This is a genomic window from Streptomyces sp. NPDC059256 (assembly GCF_042753785.1).
In the GTDB taxonomy this organism is placed as follows: domain Bacteria; phylum Actinomycetota; class Actinomycetes; order Streptomycetales; family Streptomycetaceae; genus Streptomyces.
Genome location: NZ_JBHYZO010000005.1, coordinates 1 through 15,967 on the forward strand (window position 1 = coordinate 1; position 15,967 = coordinate 15,967).

At 69.8% G+C, this 15,967-nt stretch carries 13 protein-coding genes; 4 read left to right on the forward strand and 9 right to left on the reverse strand.

Annotation, left to right across the window (positions count from 1 at the left end):
- Nucleotides 1-363: 363 nt before the first annotated feature.
- Both lipA and lipB read right to left on the reverse strand, forming a co-directional pair.
- Nucleotides 364-1,317, reverse strand: a complete 954-nt coding sequence (gene lipA, locus ACFXJL_RS13945) for a lipoyl synthase (protein ID WP_358879477.1) — start codon at nucleotides 1,315-1,317, stop codon at nucleotides 364-366.
- Between the two features lie 136 nt (nucleotides 1,318-1,453).
- On the reverse strand, nucleotides 1,454-2,248 hold the full coding sequence (gene lipB / locus ACFXJL_RS13950) for a lipoyl(octanoyl) transferase LipB (protein ID WP_384692181.1): 795 nt from the start codon (nucleotides 2,246-2,248) through the stop codon (nucleotides 1,454-1,456).
- A gap of 249 nt (nucleotides 2,249-2,497) precedes the next feature.
- Between lipB and ACFXJL_RS13955 the strand changes: the two genes are divergently transcribed.
- The gene (locus ACFXJL_RS13955) at nucleotides 2,498-3,952 is read left to right on the forward strand and encodes a regulator (RefSeq protein ID WP_384634588.1); all 1,455 of its coding nucleotides are present in this window, start codon (nucleotides 2,498-2,500) and stop codon (nucleotides 3,950-3,952) included.
- A 150-nt stretch (nucleotides 3,953-4,102) separates the two neighbouring features.
- Here the strand turns inward: ACFXJL_RS13955 and ACFXJL_RS13960 are convergent, their stop codons facing one another.
- Complete coding sequence (locus ACFXJL_RS13960) at nucleotides 4,103-5,422, reverse strand: NAD(P)/FAD-dependent oxidoreductase (protein WP_384692184.1); 1,320 nt, start codon at nucleotides 5,420-5,422, stop codon at nucleotides 4,103-4,105.
- Between the two features lie 197 nt (nucleotides 5,423-5,619).
- Nucleotides 5,620-5,763 carry a hypothetical protein gene (locus ACFXJL_RS13965; RefSeq protein WP_384634591.1) on the reverse strand — a complete coding sequence of 48 codons (144 nt, stop codon included), beginning with the start codon at nucleotides 5,761-5,763 and terminating at the stop codon, nucleotides 5,620-5,622.
- Between the two features lie 147 nt (nucleotides 5,764-5,910).
- Here ACFXJL_RS13965 and ACFXJL_RS13970 point away from each other — a divergent pair, with 147 nt between their 5' ends.
- Entirely contained in the window at nucleotides 5,911-7,542 is a 1,632-nt protein-coding gene (locus ACFXJL_RS13970) for an ATP-binding protein (RefSeq protein WP_384692189.1), read from the forward strand.
- 64 nt (nucleotides 7,543-7,606) lie between these two features.
- Here the strand turns inward: ACFXJL_RS13970 and ACFXJL_RS13975 are convergent, their stop codons facing one another.
- The gene (locus ACFXJL_RS13975) at nucleotides 7,607-8,497 is read right to left on the reverse strand and encodes a TIGR01777 family oxidoreductase (protein ID WP_358882252.1); all 891 of its coding nucleotides are present in this window, start codon (nucleotides 8,495-8,497) and stop codon (nucleotides 7,607-7,609) included.
- Nucleotides 8,498-8,541: 44 nt separating this feature from the next.
- Here ACFXJL_RS13975 and ACFXJL_RS13980 point away from each other — a divergent pair, with 44 nt between their 5' ends.
- Nucleotides 8,542-9,117 carry a GNAT family N-acetyltransferase gene (locus tag ACFXJL_RS13980; protein WP_384692192.1) on the forward strand — a complete coding sequence of 192 codons (576 nt, stop codon included), beginning with the start codon at nucleotides 8,542-8,544 and terminating at the stop codon, nucleotides 9,115-9,117.
- A 25-nt stretch (nucleotides 9,118-9,142) separates the two neighbouring features.
- Here ACFXJL_RS13980 and ACFXJL_RS13985 read toward each other — a convergent pair whose 3' ends face one another.
- Nucleotides 9,143-9,664, reverse strand: coding sequence for a DUF4240 domain-containing protein (locus tag ACFXJL_RS13985; RefSeq protein WP_358882263.1), 522 nt, complete (start codon nucleotides 9,662-9,664; stop codon nucleotides 9,143-9,145).
- Nucleotides 9,665-9,823: 159 nt separating this feature from the next.
- Between ACFXJL_RS13985 and ACFXJL_RS13990 the strand changes: the two genes are divergently transcribed.
- Nucleotides 9,824-10,759: an SDR family oxidoreductase gene (locus ACFXJL_RS13990; RefSeq protein WP_358882254.1), complete on the forward strand. Its 936-nt coding sequence runs from the start codon at nucleotides 9,824-9,826 to the stop codon at nucleotides 10,757-10,759.
- A gap of 47 nt (nucleotides 10,760-10,806) precedes the next feature.
- Here ACFXJL_RS13990 and ACFXJL_RS13995 read toward each other — a convergent pair whose 3' ends face one another.
- The 3 genes from ACFXJL_RS13995 to aceE all read right to left on the reverse strand — a co-directional run bounded on the left by ACFXJL_RS13995 (nucleotide 10,807) and on the right by aceE (nucleotide 15,435).
- Entirely contained in the window at nucleotides 10,807-11,787 is a 981-nt protein-coding gene (locus tag ACFXJL_RS13995) for a helix-turn-helix transcriptional regulator (RefSeq protein WP_384634604.1), read from the reverse strand.
- A 29-nt stretch (nucleotides 11,788-11,816) separates the two neighbouring features.
- A complete protein-coding gene (locus tag ACFXJL_RS14000) occupies nucleotides 11,817-12,635 on the reverse strand; it encodes a MerR family transcriptional regulator (protein ID WP_384692197.1) in 819 nt (272 codons plus the stop codon).
- A gap of 118 nt (nucleotides 12,636-12,753) precedes the next feature.
- On the reverse strand, nucleotides 12,754-15,435 hold the full coding sequence (aceE, locus tag ACFXJL_RS14005) for a pyruvate dehydrogenase (acetyl-transferring), homodimeric type (RefSeq protein WP_384692200.1): 2,682 nt from the start codon (nucleotides 15,433-15,435) through the stop codon (nucleotides 12,754-12,756).
- Between the last annotated feature and the right edge of the window lie 532 nt (nucleotides 15,436-15,967).

Genomic DNA, 15,967 nt, shown 5'->3' on the forward strand with positions numbered 1-15,967 from the left:
TCGCCGCCATGCACAACCTCGCCATGACACGGTGAAACAGCAGGCCAAGCACCACTCCGGCCTGCCCGAAACGGACCTTCTGCAACACCCTTTAGGGGCTGTCTCGCCTTGTTACGGCGGGGTGCCAGCGGTGTTGTTTGGGGGGCCTTGGCTGACCCCCCACCTACACCGCCGCTCGACTCCGCCGTGCCGCGTGTTGGGTCGCGCTTCGTCTCGCCTTGTTACGGCGGGGTGCCAGCCTCGTTCCTCGACTGACCCCCCACCTATACCGCCGCTCGACTCCGCCGTGCTGTGTGTTGGGTCGCGCTTCGTCTCGCCTTGTTGCGGCGGGGTGCCAGTCTCGTTCCTCGGCTGACCCCCCACCTACACTGCCGCTCGACTCCGCCGCTCCATGGCCTGGCCGAAGAGCCTGCCCGCCCGGTACGACGAGCGCACCAGCGGCCCCGACATCACGCCGGAGAAGCCGATCTCCTCGGCCTCGTCCTTCAGCTCCACGAACTCGTGCGGCTTCACCCAGCGCTCCACCGGGTGGTGGCGCACCGAAGGCCGCAGGTACTGCGTGATCGTTATCAGCTCGCAGCCGGCCGCGTGCAGCTGGCGCAGCGCCTCGCTGACCTCTGCCCGCTCCTCGCCCATGCCCAGGATCAGGTTGGACTTGGTCACCAGCCCCGCCTCACGGGCGCGTGTGATGACCTCCAACGAGCGCTCGTAACGGAAACCGGGACGGATGCGCTTGAAGATCCGCGGCACGGTCTCGACATTGTGGGCGAGCACCTCGGGGCGGGAGGAGAAGACCTCCGCCAGTTGCTCGGGGACCGCGTTGAAGTCGGGGATCAGCAGCTCGACCTTGGTCTGCCCGCTCTCCCGCTCCGCCGTCATCGCATGGATCTGGCGCACGGTCTCGGCGTAAAGCCAGGCTCCGCCGTCCTCCAGGTCATCACGGGCGACACCGGTGATGGTGGCGTAGTTCAGGTCCATCGTGACGACGGACTCGCCCACTCGACGCGGCTCGTCACGGTCGAGCGCCTGCGGCTTGCCCGTGTCGATCTGGCAGAAGTCGCAACGTCGGGTGCACTGGTCGCCACCGATGAGGAAGGTCGCCTCGCGGTCCTCCCAGCACTCATAGATATTGGGACAGCCGGCCTCCTGGCACACGGTGTGCAGGCCCTCGCTTTTGACGAGCTGCTGCATCTTCGTGTACTCGGGACCCATCTTCGCCCGGGTCTTGATCCACTCGGGCTTGCGCTCGATGGGGGTCTGGCTGTTCCGGACCTCCAGGCGCAGCATCTTGCGTCCGTCGGGTGCGACAGCGGACACGTCGGCGCCCCTTTCTGCTATCGCGGCATGTGATTCTGCGGCGCACACCAGGGTACGCCCGTCATTTGTGTGGCCCTACTTCCAGCCAACCCGGGGTCAGCAGGGTCCATTCCCCTTCCGCTGGGATTCTCGGTGTTCAGACGTCACTCCCGACCGCCCGCGGAGCCGGCTCGGCCGTCTCCAGGACCTCCTTGAGATGCCGCTCCACCACCGGAAGCACTTCGGCGACGGAGATGTCCCGCCCGAGTTCCGTCGCGAGCGAAGCCACGCCCGCGTCCCGGATGCCACAGGGCACGATCCGGTCGAACCAGGTGTTGTCCGGATTCACATTGAGGGCGAAGCCGTGCATGGAGACGCCCTTGGCGATGCGGATGCCGATGGCCGCCAGCTTGCGGTCCTCACGGCGCTGGCCCGCGTTGGACGGGGCGTACTCGGGGCCGTTCAGCCGTGGGTCGAACTCGTCGTCGTGCAGCCGGGGGTCGAAGTCGAGCGACAGACCGCCGATCGCCGGACGGTCCTCGACGGGATCACCCAGCACCCACACACCGCTGCGTCCCTCCACCCGGCTCGTCTGCACACCGAACTCCGCGCAGGCGCGGATCAGCGCGTCCTCAAGGCGACGCACATGGGCCACGACGTCCACCGGTCGCGGCAGCTTCATGATGGGGTAGCCCACCAGCTGTCCCGGCCCGTGCCAGGTGATCTTTCCGCCACGATCGACGTCGATCACCGGAGTGCCGTCCAAGGGGCGCTCGCTGTCGAGCGTGCGGCGCCCCGCGGTGTAGACCGGGGGGTGCTCCAGCAGCAGACAGGTGTCCGGGATCTCGTCCTCGAAGCGTTGGGCGTGCACCTCGCGCTGCTTCTGCCACGCCTCCTGGTACTCCACCGCCTCGGCGCCGAAGCCCAGCCGGACGAACCGCAGCTCACTCACGGCACTGCCTTTCCCTTGGACTTTCCCTTGAACCACATCTGGCGCATACCTGCACTCCCTACGCCCCAGCCACTGTACGGCGGCCCTTGGGAGCCCTATCGGGGCGGTACGACCGTCAGTCTCACCATGAATCCTCACACGATCGGATGAATTTGGGGCGAAGGCGGCGGTACTCGCGGTAAGGGCCGCTACATTCACGCCGTTCCATGAGGGCTGGACCGGCCCGGAAGGCAGGAGATCGCACAGCTGATGACGGAACGACCCTCGCAGCGCATCCCCAACCGCCAGCTTGCCGCACTCATCGCAGAAGCCGGATTCTCCAATGCGGGACTCGCCCGCCGAGTGGATCAGTTAGGTCTTGAGCACGGCCTCGACCTCCGCTACGACAAGACGTCCGTCACCCGTTGGCTCCGTGGCCAGCAGCCACGCGGCACCACGCCCGCCCTCATCGCCGAGGTCTTCACCCGGCGGCTCGGTCGACGCCTGTCCGCGCAGGACCTCGGGCTCGATGCTTGTGCCCCCGTCTACGCCGGACTGGAGTTCGCGGCCACCCCCGAGGAAGCCGTCGACATCGTCAGCGGACTGTGGCGCAAGGACTCGGGCAGTCACGGGGAACTGCGCAAGATCGCATTCACTCCCGCCGGGCTCGTGGTGCCGAGCCGGGATTGGCTCATCGGTCGACCGGACGAGCGGGTCGGCCGCCCCGAGAGCGGCCCCATCGGCGTACGGGTGCCCCATCAGGCGGGCCCGGGCGTCCTGCCCCGCCAGCGGGCCTTCGACCGCACCGATCGGGGACCGGGGCAGCGGGTCTCCAGCGGCGACATCGCGGCCCTGCGCTCGGTGGGGGAGTTGTTCCGCACCCTCGACCACGCCTACGGAGGGGGGCACGCCAGACAGGCCCTCGTCCGCTACCTGGAGCACGAGGCCGAGCCGATGCTCCGCGGCAGCTACGGCGAGGCGACCGGGCGCAGGCTCTTCGGCGCCGTCGCCGATCTCACCCGGCTCGCCGGCTGGACGTCGTACGACATCGCTGCCCACGGCCTCGCCCAGCGGTACTTCGTCCAGGCCCTTCGGCTCGCCCAGGCGGCGGGGGACCGGGCGTACGGCGCCTATGTGCTGGTCGCCATGAGTCGGCAGGCGATCTATCTGGGCCATGGCCGGGAGGCCGTCCAGCTGACCAGGGTCGCCCAACAGGGGGTGGGTCACTCGGCGCCACCGGCGGTCCAGGCACTGCTGCACGCCGTCGAGGCACGCGGTCATGGCGTGCTCGGCGATGGACGGGCCTGTGCCGCCTCGCTCGTCCGGGCCGAGAGGGCGTTGGAAGCGGCGCGCTCGGGGGACGAGGTGCCGCACTGGGCGCGGTTCTTCGACGAGGCGCAGTTGGCCGACGAGTTCGGACACTGCCACCGCGACCTCCAGCAGTACCGGCAGGCCGTGCAGCACGCGGAGCGCTCCCTCCAACTGCGTCCGCCCGGTCTGGCCCGCAGCAGGCTGTTCTGCCGGGTGGTGCTGGCCTCCGCCAGGTTGGGGCTCGGAGAGCTGGACCAAGCCTGTGCGCTGGGCGCGGAGGCGGCCCAGCAGGCGTCGGAGATGAGGTCCGCGCGGGCCACGGAGTACGTGCGGGACTTCGAGCGGCGGTTGGAGCCCTACCGGGATGCCGCAGCCGTGCGGAACTACCGCGACCGGGTCGCCGCCTACGGGTGAGGGACCGGCGGTGCGGACCGTCCGGTGTCGACGGTCCGCACATCGGACCGTCGACACCGGACGTGATCCACGAGACCGCGGTGTCGCCGCCGTGATCCACAGGGCCACGGAGGGTGCAACCGAACCGGCTGGTTTCGGCCACTGGCGGGCTCAGGCGGCGGCGGGCAGTGGCGGCAATCCCGGACGGCGCACGGCGAAGTCCTGGAGGATCGCCTCCGTCACCCTTCGGGCCGAGTGCATGGCCCCCCAGACCGTGCTGGTGGTGCGGTGGTCGCCGCAGACGTAGAGCCCCGCCAGCACCCGTACCGGCCGACGGAGGTCGTGCGGTGGGGGCATCGCCGGCACCGCCTGCGGACTGCGGTGCACGGCGAGTACCTCCCAGTCGTCCGTGGGGATGCCGTAGAGGTGGGTCAGCTGCACCCGCACGGACTGCTCCAGCTGTGGCGGGGGCGGTCCCAGCACGGTGGAGGTGATCAGTACCCGTCCCTCGGGGGCGCGGGAAGGGTCGACCTCGCTCATCACCGCCGTGTGTGCGACCGGACCGATCCGTTCCGAGTCGAGGACCAGCGAAGCCCCCGTCGGTGGTGCCGAGGGCGCCGTGTGGTGCACCACGGTCACCTCGTGGAACGGAGGCACCCGCAGCCCCGGCAGCAGTCTGGCGGCCTCCTGCGCACCGGTGGCCACGACGAGGGCGCGGCAGGTGAGTTCGCCGTACTCCTCGGTGCTCACCCGGTTGATGGATGCCTCCTTGACCCGTACGCCCGTCAGGAGGGTCCCGGGGGGCAGCGTCGCGGCGAGGTGCTCCGGCAGGGTCGCCGCACCGCCCGCCGGGACGGCGAGCCGGCCACGGGCGAAGTCCCGCAGCACCAGATCGGCGCTACGGCTCGACGTGGTCAGCTCCGGATCACAGAGCAACGCCGACAACAAGGGCCGGAGAAATCCATCGAGAGTACGGGCCGGCAGCCCCCGGCTCGACGGCGAGGCGAGTGCGGTCCGCTCAGGCCGGGCCGCGAGCCGCGCGGTCGAGGTGCCGGCGAGTCTGGCGAGCCAGGCGGTCAGCCGGGCTTCGTCCAAGGGCCTGGGAGCGCTTGCAAGCGCTCTCGCCACGGTCAGTGCGCCCCGTGCGCTCCCCGGTTGACCTGGTCTGCGGACGGTCTCGCCCATGCGGTGCAGCCGTCCCCCGGCATGGACCAGCACACCGGGAGCGAAGGGCCGCAGCTCGACGTCCGTGGTGCCGTTCTGGTCTGAAAGGCCCGGGTACGAGGTGCTGAGCAACTGTCCGATCCGGTCGAGGCGGAAGCCGTCGACCTCCTCCGTGGCCATGCGCCCACCCGGCCGCGGAGCGGCTTCGAGCACACTGACACTGAGTCCTGCGCTGATCAGCCGGTGGGCGGCCGAGAGTCCAGCGACCCCGGCTCCGACGACGATGACGTCCGCATGGTCCTTGTGGTGAGCGGTGCTGATGAGCACGTGCCCCTCCCCGAGGTCGCACGGCCGACGGGAGGATCTCGCCCCCGTCAGGCCCCTGGAATACCCGAGTTCAGTACGAGAGTAGGCAGGGGCACCCGGCCGGGGGTGCGCGCGTGTGGCGGGGCACCGGAGCGCAGGGGGCGCACGCGCCCGGCGCGGGGCCAGTCCAAACCGCCCTGGCCCGACGCCGTCCCGGTTCAGGAGCCGTCCGACGACGCGTCCCCGTTCCGCCGAAGGCGCACCGCCCGCCACACCAGCCCCGTCCCCAGGACTGCCGCCGCGAACTGGATCACTGCGGCGCTCAGTTCGACGATCGCCTTCACCATCCCCACCTGATCCACTTCCCCTTCCGTCGTGCCTCGTCTTGTCCTTCTCGCACCTCGACGTTCGCGGGGCCGTCAATCTTGCGCCAGAAGCAACAAAAGATCTTCCCGTCGTCCGGGAAGATTGGTCGACTGGCAGCGCTGGAAGGGGAGTTGTTGCGGGGGATGCAGGAAACACGCCGAGGACGGCCGCTCAAGAAGCTGGACCCGGAGCTCAAACCGGAGATCGCCGCCTGGGCGATCAGACTGCGCGAGTTCTACACGATCCTGAACATGACGCTGGTCGAGCTGGAGCAGCACCTGGGCGTGACACCCGCGACCCTGTCGCGCTATCTGAACGGCGAACGGCTCCCCGAGATCGCCTTCCTGGCCCGCCTTGACGCGGCGGTGGAGAGCAAGACCGGCCGGGCGCTGCGGCCGGAGGTCGTCTGTTCCGTCCGGGAGCAGTACTACGCGGCCTGCGCGGTACGGGAACCGCGGCGGCACCAGGTGTACGTACTTCAGGACGCGCTCAAGGAGGCCGAGGGCAGGGCGGCGGAAGCCGAGCGGTCCGTATGGGAGCTGCGCACCGAGCTCCAGATCGAGAAGAAGCTGCGGGGCGCGGCCGAGACGAGCCTGCGGGCGCTGCGGGAGCACGCCGACCGGGCCGCCGAGATCGGGGCCGTACGCAGGGAAGCCGTACGCAGGGAACTCGAAGAGGCCGCGGCCGAACGGGACCGGCTCGGCGCACTCGTCCAGCTCCATCTGGAGGAGTTGGCGCACGCACTCAAGACCCAGCAGCTCATCGAGGACGCGCGGGTTCGAACGGAGTTCGCGTTACGGAAGGCCGAACTGGAATTGGAGGCGGAGTTGGAGCGGCACTGGACAGCGGTACAAGCAGTACGGACGGATCGAACCTCCTCGGATCCTGGACCGGCGCGCGGCTGGTGGCGTCGGTTCAGGCCGAAGCCGGGGGGCGGCCCGCAGGAGGAGAGGCGAGCCGGGGGACGAGGGCGGCCGGCCCCCGTGGAGCCCGCCGTGAGCGAGCCCGATCCACCCGATGCGCGGGAACTCATGAACGACCTGTTCGTCAATCTCTCCCGCCGCAACCAGCTGCTGATCAAACGCCAGCTCTCGCTGATCTCCACCCTGGAATCGAGGGAAGCGGACCCGGACCAGTTGTCGTCACTGTTCACGCTCGACCATCTGGCGACCCGGATACGTCGCAATGGGGAGAACCTCCTCGTCCTCGCAGGTGCGGAAGCAGGACGCGAGATGGTCGGGCCGGTGCCCCTGGTGGACGTGCTCAAGGACGCGGCCTCCGCGATCGAGGAGTACGAGCGCATCGAACTGGAATCGGTGCCGGTGGCAGAGGTCACGGGTCGGGCCGTCAGCGACCTCGTACACCTCTTCGGTGAACTGCTGGAGAACGCCACCTCGTTCTCCTCCCCGCAGTACCGGGTCAAGGTCACGGGACACGATCTGCCCGACGGACGGCTCCTGGTCCAGATCCACGACAAGGGCGTCGGGCTGTCGCCAGGGGACCTCGGCGAGATCAACGACCGGTTGGCCTCGCCACCTACGGTGGACGTCTCGGTCTCCCGCCGCCTCGGCCTCCTGGTGGTGGGCCGGCTCTCCGTGCGCCACGGCACCCGGGTCCAACTGCGTCCCGGCGAATCCGGCGGAACGACCGCGCTGGTCATGCTGCCGGGGCATGCGCTGGAGGGCCGCGAGGGGTTCATGACCGCCCCGCCGTTCGTACCGAGCCCCCACGGTCAGGGCCGGCGAACCCGACGGGGCCCGAGGGAAGGTCTCTAGGGCCGGGGCGCCCCAAGCCGACGGACGGACACCGCGGTGACGTGGCTCGCCGCGATGGCACGTCCTAGCGCAGCGCTGCCCCGATGGCCGCATCGATACCCGGGAACGCGAAGGAGAACCCCGAGTCCAACAACTTCGCCGGCACGGCACGCTGACTACCGAGCACATCGCCCGCCATGTCCCCGAGCGCCGCCTTCAGCGCCACCGCGGGCACCGCGAACAGGGTCGGTCGGTGCAGTACGCGCCCCATGGCCGCGGTGATCTCGCGATTGGTCAGCGGGTCCGGGGCCGTGCAGTTCACCGGGCCGGACAGTGCGTCCGTGTCCAGGATGTGGCGCAGCGCGGCCACTTCGTCGTGCAGGGAGATGAAGCTCCAGTACTGCCGGCCGTCGCCCAGCCTTCCGCCGAGCCCGGCCTTGAACAGCGGGAACATCCGCGCCCAGGCGCCGCCTTCGCGAGCGACCACCAGCCCGGTGCGGGCGAACGCGGTCCGCACCCCCGCCTCCTCGGCCGGGGCCGCGGCCTCCTCCCACTCCACGCACACCTCGGGGAGGAAACCGGTGCCCGGCGGAGCGCTCTCGTCCACCGCCCGGTCGCCGGTGTCGCCGTAGTAGCCGACCGCGCTGCCGTTGAGCAGCACCCGCGGGGGCGTGTCAAGGGAGGCCACGGCCTCCGCCAGCGCCGCCGTGCCCAGCACCCTGCTGTCCCTGATCTCCTTGCGGTACGCGTCGGTCCAGCGGTGATCGCCGATGCCCGCGCCCGCCAGGTTCACCACCGCCTCGCACCCCACCAGACCCGCCACATCCACGTACTGACGGTTCGGCTGCCACTCCACCTCGTCCCCGGACCGGGAGGGGCGGCGCACGACGCGCACCACCTCGTGCCCGTCCGCGCGCAGTGAGCGCACCAGGGCGCCGCCGATGAGTCCGGAAGAGCCGGTGACCGCGATACGCATGAGCCCATCCTGCCCTCCGAACCCCTCATGACACAGTTGCCGTCATGCCCGAGTCGCACATACGCCCCGCCCTGCTCGCCGATGACGCCTCCCTCACCGCTCTCGACGTGGAGACCTGGTCGACCCTGCACGCCGTGACCCCGCGGCCCCTGCCCCCGTACGACTCCTTCTTCGACTCCAACCACCGTCCGCAGGACTACCTCGTCGCGGAAGAGGTGGCGACACCGAAGGACGGGCACGACGGGGAGACGGGAGTGCCGCCGTCGGCGGGGGGCGCGGGCGGTCCGGTCATCGGCTACATCCGGCTTGTGCCGCCGACCTCTCTCGCCTCCAACCAGCACGTGCGCCAGATACAGGGACTCGCCGTCTCCCCGAAGGCACGGGGGCGCGGGGTGGCCCGGGCGCTGCTGCGGGCGGCCTGTCGCCAAGCGCGGGAGCAGGGAGCCGTGCGGATCACCCTGCGGGTGCTGGGACACAACACGCCCGCCCGCGCGCTCTATGAGTCCGAGGGCTTCACGGTGGAGGGAGTGCTGCCGGAGGAGTTCTTCCTCGGCGGGCGGTACGTCGACGACGTGATCATGGGCCGCACCCTGCGCTCGGACACCGTCCAGCCGTACTGATCGCGGGCTGCCCGCCCCAGCCGACTCAGTCCGTGCCGAACCGCTCCCACAACCGGGGGAAGCGGCGGGCCAGCCCGGCATCGTCGTCGAGGTCGAAGGCCGACCCCAGCGGCTCCGCTGGCTGGGGTGGAATCCCCAGGTCCGGTGCGACGACGCCGGTCAGCTGCTCATATGCCTCGTCCGCCGCGTACCCCAGTTCCTCGCCGTCCCCGTCGATGTCGTCGTCGAAGTCTTCGAGGAGTTCGGCCAGGGCGTCCGGCTCGTGCACCGCGCCCTCGAAGACCTCCCTGCCCTGCCCGATCAGCCAGCAGCGGAAGTAGTCGAAGGCATCGTCGCTGGCCCCGCCGAGCAGCAAGGCGGCGGCTCCCCACAGCTCCCAGGTGTACGCCCGGTTGTAGCGGGCCTCGAAGTGGCGGGCGAAGTCCAGCACGGAGTCGGGGTCGAGCTGCATCAGCCGTTCCACCAGCAGGTCGGCATGGTCTTCGGGGTCGCCTTCGGCGGCCTCGCGGGTGCTGTCGACGATCTCCCAGAACTCCGTCTCGTCCATCACGGGTCCAGCATCGTGGTTGGCGGGGGGCGGCGCACGCCGAGCCACCGAAGTGATGAGGATTTCGAAGGGTTCTTTCGAAGGAGATTCACTCCTCGTTCCCCGCGGGAGCGCAATCCCCGACAGAAGATGTCCGGTATCCGTGCGACGGTCCTTCCCATGACGACGAAGAACACAGCAGCGGACGCACCCCCGCTCACCGGGCGGATCGCTCTGGTCGCCGGGGCCACCCGGGGCGCCGGCCGGGCCATCGCCGTGCAACTCGGACAGCAGGGCGCGACCGTCTACGTCACCGGACGCACCACCCGCGAACGGGTCAGCGAGATGGGCCGACCGACGGAGACCATCGAGGAGACGGCCGAACTGGTGGCCGCAGCGGGCGGCACGGGAATCGCGGTGCCCACCGACCACCTCCAGGTGGAACAGGTCAGGGACCTCGTCACCCGGATCGAACGCGAGCAGGGCCGGCTCGACATCCTCGTCAACGACATCTGGGGCGGCAACGCGCTGCTCGACTTCGACACCCGGATGTGGGACATCGACCTCGACCGTGGACTACGGATGATCGATCTAGGGGTCCGCAGTCACATCATCACCAGCAGCGTGGCACTGCCCCTGCTGGTCCGCAGGCCGGGCGGGCTCGTCATCGAGGTCACCGACGGCACCGCCCGGACCAACGAGGGCTTCCGGGAGAACTTCTACTACGACCTGGCCAAGAACACGCCCATCCGCATGGCCTTCGTCCTGGGGGAGGAGTTGAAGGCGGTCGGTGGCACGGCGGTGGCGGTCACCCCGGGATTCATCCGCTCCGAGGAGATGCTCGACACCTTCGGCCTCACCGAGGAGAACTGGCGCGAGGGCACCGAGGCCCAGCCGCACTGGTCGCTCTCGGAATCGCCCCTCTACCTGGGCCGCGGAGTCGCCGCGCTCGCCGCTGACCCCGAACGCGCCCGGTGGAACGGACAGTCCCTGGACAGCGGACAACTGGCCAAGGAGTACGACCTCACGGATGCCGACGGCAGCAGGCCGGACGTCTGGAGCTACATCCTCGCTGAGCGCGCCGGAGGCTCCCCCGACACGGCCGACTACCGGTAACCGGCCGGCCTTCTGACTCCACGGGGTACGGCCGGGCGTCGTACCCCTCACGGCCGTCCGTAGAGATCGGCCATCCGCCGCGCCACCGCGGCGAACACCTCACGCAGCTCTAGGGGCTCCAGCACTTCCACCTCCGCCCCCAGCGCGAACAGTTGGGCGTACGCCACCTCGGGGGACTCGACGGGCAGCCGTACGGTCGTCCGACCATCGGGATCGGCGGGCCCCGCCGCGGCCAGGGCCTCCAGGGCGGCAGCCCGGTCCGTGACGTACGGCAGTCGATGGGCGCCCTGCTCGGTGAGGCGCACCACGATCTCCGTACGCAGGATGGAACGCGCGAACTGCGCCGCCCGCTCCATCCAGAACTCGGGCAGGTCGAACGTCTCGTCCCGGACGAAGACCTCGCTGTCCGTCATGTCCCCGACGGACTCGAAGCGGTCGATCCGGTACACCCGGTAAGAACCCTCGACCCGCGCGCAGAGGTACCAGATCCCCGCCTTGAGGACGAGGCCATAGGGCTCAAGCTCCCGCTGCACCTCCACGCCCTTGCGATTGCGGTACACCACCGACACCCGACGGTCGTCCCACACCGCCTCGGCGACCGCCGGGAGCAGCGGAGGCGTCTTCGGTTCCTGGTACCAGCCGGGGGCATCGAGGTGGAAGCGCTGCGCGGCACTGCGTGACGCGTCACGGACCGAGGGCAGCAGGGCAGCGGACACCTTCAGCCGTGCCGCTGACGCCGCGTCCGCCAACCCCATTTCGCGCAGTGCCCCCGGCAGGCCCGAGAGGAACAGCGCCTCGGCCTCGCTGCGACCCAGCCCGGTCAATCGGGTGCGATAGCCGCCGATCAGCCGGTACCCGCCCGTTCGGCCTCGATCCGCGTACACCGGGACGCCCGCCTCCGACAGGGCGAGTGCATCCCGGGTCACGGTCCGCTCCGAGACCTCCAGCTCCCGGGCCAGTTCGGCGCCCGTCATGGACGGTCGGGACTGAAGGAGCAGCACCATCTTGATCAGCCGAGCAGCGCGCATGGTCCCATCATCGCGCGGGCCGGCGCGGACTACGCCAGCGGTTCCTGGAGCTCGGTGACCCACTGGTCCGGGTCGGGCGGGCACTCCAGACTGACCTCACGCGCATAACCGGCCGAACGATGGCCGCCCGCGTCGATCCAGCGGGCCAGTGTCTGCGCCGTGGGCATCACCGACTGCATCGATCCTCGGTGCACGACGGTGGCCGCGCGTTCGACCGCCGGCAGCTCCACGATCGCGAAGTCCAAACCGGCCCTGGGGCCTGCCGTGACCGTCACCCCGGCGTGGACCACGATCGTGCCGTCGCCCTCCGGCGAGTCCTCGTAGTACGCGATGCCCGGGCCGCTCGGAGTGATGTCCGACGACTCCACCCGACGGAACAACTCCTGGTAGAGGGGGCCGATGACCGGGCCGATGTGCTCGGGCGCATAACTCTCGGCCACTGCCGTGAGCTCGGCGACCCGCACGGCGGGCAGTGACTTGATGACGACGTCGTCGGTGGGCATGCGCCCCTCGCTCTCGATGGTCCGGAGCCTCGCCTCGACCTGGCCCAGCGTGACCGCAGCCGCGGCCATCGCCGTTTCCAACTCGGCCCGCCGCAGTACGAGCATCCCGCGCAGCTCCTCCGTACTCACCTTCTCCTCCAGGATGCGCCCCACCTGGTCCAGAGTGAAGCCGAGGTCCTTGAGGGCGATGATCCGGTTGAGGCGGGAGAGCTGGGCCGCCCCGTAGTGGCGGTAGCCCGTGAACGGGTCGGTGCGCTCCGGGCGCAACAACCCGATCGCGTCGTAGTGGCGCAGCATCCGGGCCGATACCCGCCCGTGCCTGGCGAAGTCTCCGATGGTGAACATGACTCCCTCAGTCCACGGGTTCACACGGTGTCAAGGTCAAGGGGCGCCCCCGATACCTGCGGGACGCCCCTCAATTCTCACTCTCCGTGCCATCGCCCCCGACCAGCGGGAGATGCGATCACAGACCGTAGCGCTCGCGCGCCTCCTTGACGGTGGAGGCCGAGATCTCGCCGCGCCGCGCCAGCTGGGCCAGCGCCGCGACCGTGACCGACTGGGCGTCGACACCGAAGTGCCGCCGCGCCGCAGGCCGGGTGTCCGACAGGCCGAAGCCGTCGGTGCCCAGCGAGGACCAGTCCTGCTCGACCCACTGGCTGATCTGGTCAGGCACCTGGCGCATCCAGTCGCTGACGGCGAGCACCGGGCCCGGCGCCCCGCTGAGCGCCTGGGTGACGTACGGCGTGCGCTGCTCCCCGCGGAGCAGGGCCGCATCGGCCTCCAACGCGTCCCGGCGCAGCTCGCCCCAGGAGGTCGCCGACCAGACGTCGGCCGTGACACCCCACTCGGCGGCGAGCAGTTCCTGAGCCTCCAGGGCCCAGTGGATCGCCGTTCCCGAGGCCATCAGCTGGAGCCGCGGCGAGTCGGCGGAGGCGGCCACGCCCTCCTTGAAGCGGTAGAGGCCGCGGATGATGCCCTCCTCCACCCCCTCGGGCATGGCGGGCTGCGGCTTGGGCTCGTTGTAGACGGTCAGGTAGTAGAAGACGTTCGGGTCCTCGCCGGGGAGGTTCTCCCCGTACATCCGGCGCAGACCCTCCTTGACGATCACCGCGATCTCGTACGCGAACGCCGGGTCGTAGTTGAGCGACGCCGGGTTGGTGGCGGCGATCAGCTGCGAATGGCCGTCCGCGTGCTGGAGGCCCTCACCGGTCAGGGTGGTGCGGCCCGCGGTCGCACCGACGATGAAGCCCTTGCCGAGCTGGTCGGCGAGCTGCCACATCTGGTCACCGGTGCGCTGCCAGCCGAACATCGAGTAGAAGATGTAGAACGGGATCATCGGCTCGCCGTGTGTCGCGTACGACGTGGCGGCGGCGATGAAGTCGGCCATCGAACCGGCCTCGGTGATCCCCTCGTTGAGGATCTGGCCGTCCTTGGCCTCCCGGTAGTACATCAGCTGGTCGCGGTCGACCGGCTCGTACGTCTGGCCCAGCGGCGAGTAGATGCCCGCTGACGGGAACAGCGACTCCATGCCGAAGGTGCGGGCCTCGTCGGGCACGATCGGCACCCAGCGGCGGCCGGTCTCCTTGTCCCGCATCAGGTCCTTGACCAGCCGGACGAAGGCCATGGTGGTGGCCATCTCCTGCTTGCCGGAGCCCTTCTCCAGGGTCTTGAACGCACGCTCCTCGGGGGCCGGCAGGGCCACGGAGTGCACGCGTCGCGCCGGCGCGGGTCCGCCGAGCGCCGCACGGCGCTCATGCAGGTAGCGCACCTCGGGGGAGTCCTCGCCGGGGTGGCCGTAGGGCACCAGACCGTCGCCGAAGGCGCTGTCGGGGATCGGCAACTCCAGCAGGTCCCGCATGCACTTGAACTCGTCCACCGTCAGCTTCTTCATCTGGTGGTTGGCGTTCTTGGACGCGAAGCCCTTGCCGAGGGTGTGGCCCTTGACGGTCTGCGCCAGGATCACGGTCGGCGCGCCCTTGTGCGAGATCGCGGCCCGGTAGGCGGCGTACACCTTGCGGGCCTCGTGGCCGCCGCGGGAGGTGTAGAAGCACTCGGCGATCTTGGCGTCCCCGATGACTCGCGCCAGCTCGATCAGGGCGGGCTCGGTACCGAAGAAGTGCTCACGGATGTACGCGACGTCCCGTGTGGCGTACGTCTGGAACTGGGCGTCCGGCACCTCGCGCAGCCGGCGCAGCAGGGCGCCCGTGGTGTCGAGCTGGAACAGCTCGTCCCAGGCGGAGCCCCAGAGCGATTTGACGACGTTCCAGCCCGCGCCGCGGAACTGCGCCTCCAACTCCTGCACGATCTTGAAGTTGGCGCGCACCGGCCCGTCGAGGCGCTGGAGGTTGCAGTTGATGACGAACGTCAGGTTGTCCAACTGCTCCCGGGCCGCGAGCGCGAGGGCCGCGGTCGACTCGGGCTCGTCCATCTCGCCGTCACCGAGGAAGGCCCACACATGAGAGGCCGAGGTGTCCTTGATCTTGCGATTGTGGAGATAACGGTTGAAACGCGCCTGATAGATGGCCGAGAGCGGCCCAAGACCCATGGAAACCGTGGGGAACTCCCACAGCCAGGGCAGTCGGCGCGGGTGGGGGTACGAGGGCAGACCCTCGCCGCCGGCTTCCTGGCGGAAGTTGTCCAGGTGCGCTTCGCTCAACCGGCCGTCGAGGAACGCACGGGCGTAGATGCCGGGCGAGGCATGGCCCTGGACATAGATCTGGTCGCCGCTGCCGTTCCGCTCCTTGCCCTGGAAGAAGTGGTTGAAGCCCGTCTCGTAGAGCCAGGCAGCAGAGGCGAAAGTGGCTATGTGGCCGCCCACGCCGAGCCGGGAGCCTCGGGTGACCATCGCAGCCGCGTTCCAGCGGTTCCACGCGGTGATCCGTGCTTCCAACGCCTCGTCGCCGTCAAAGGCGGGCTCGGCGGCGGTCGGGATGGTGTTCACATAGTCCGTCTCCAGCAACCGGGGCACCGGGATGCCGGCGGCCTCTGCGTGCTGGAGGGTGCGGCGCATCAGATACGCGGCGCGATGCGGGCCGGCATGCTGTGTAACGGCGTCGAGGGAGGCCGCCCATTCGGCGGTCTCCTCACGGTCACGGTCCGGGAGCTGGTCGAGCTCGCTCGGAAGCTTGCCTAGGGGGTCGGTCATGATCGCCGCCTTCCGGACTGGGAGGTGGTGTAACAGGGGGTGATGGGGCTGCCTCGTCTGGCAGGACAGGGCGGTGGGGGCTGACCCCGAAGGTGACTGTAAGCCTCTGATCGATGATCGATCAAAGTATTCGGAGATAAAAATACTCCGAGGGGCGAAATTGGCATTCCGTGCCCCGTGAAACGGCACCCGGTGCCGCGTTTCCCGGCCCTGAGCAGGGCTTTGTTGCTGGCCCGACAGCAGAGGGCACTGGGGAAGCTGTGCTCCGTGGGAGCGTACTGGCTGGGCGGGTCGGCCGGGGTGCGTTCTCCAGGACGCCCTACCGCACGGCCGGCGGAATGGCCGAGAGCACGACGGGTGGGGTGGCCGAGAGCCTCATGCACCGCGGGCCCGTGCCTCCCCGACGACCCGGAGCAGACGGCCTTCGGACCCGACCGCCAGGGGCCGCGCCCCTCCCGTCGGTGCGAAGGGGCGGGACCCGGTGGCCGAACGACACCAGTGGGGAGACCGGCTGGGCAGCCTGCCTGCCGGG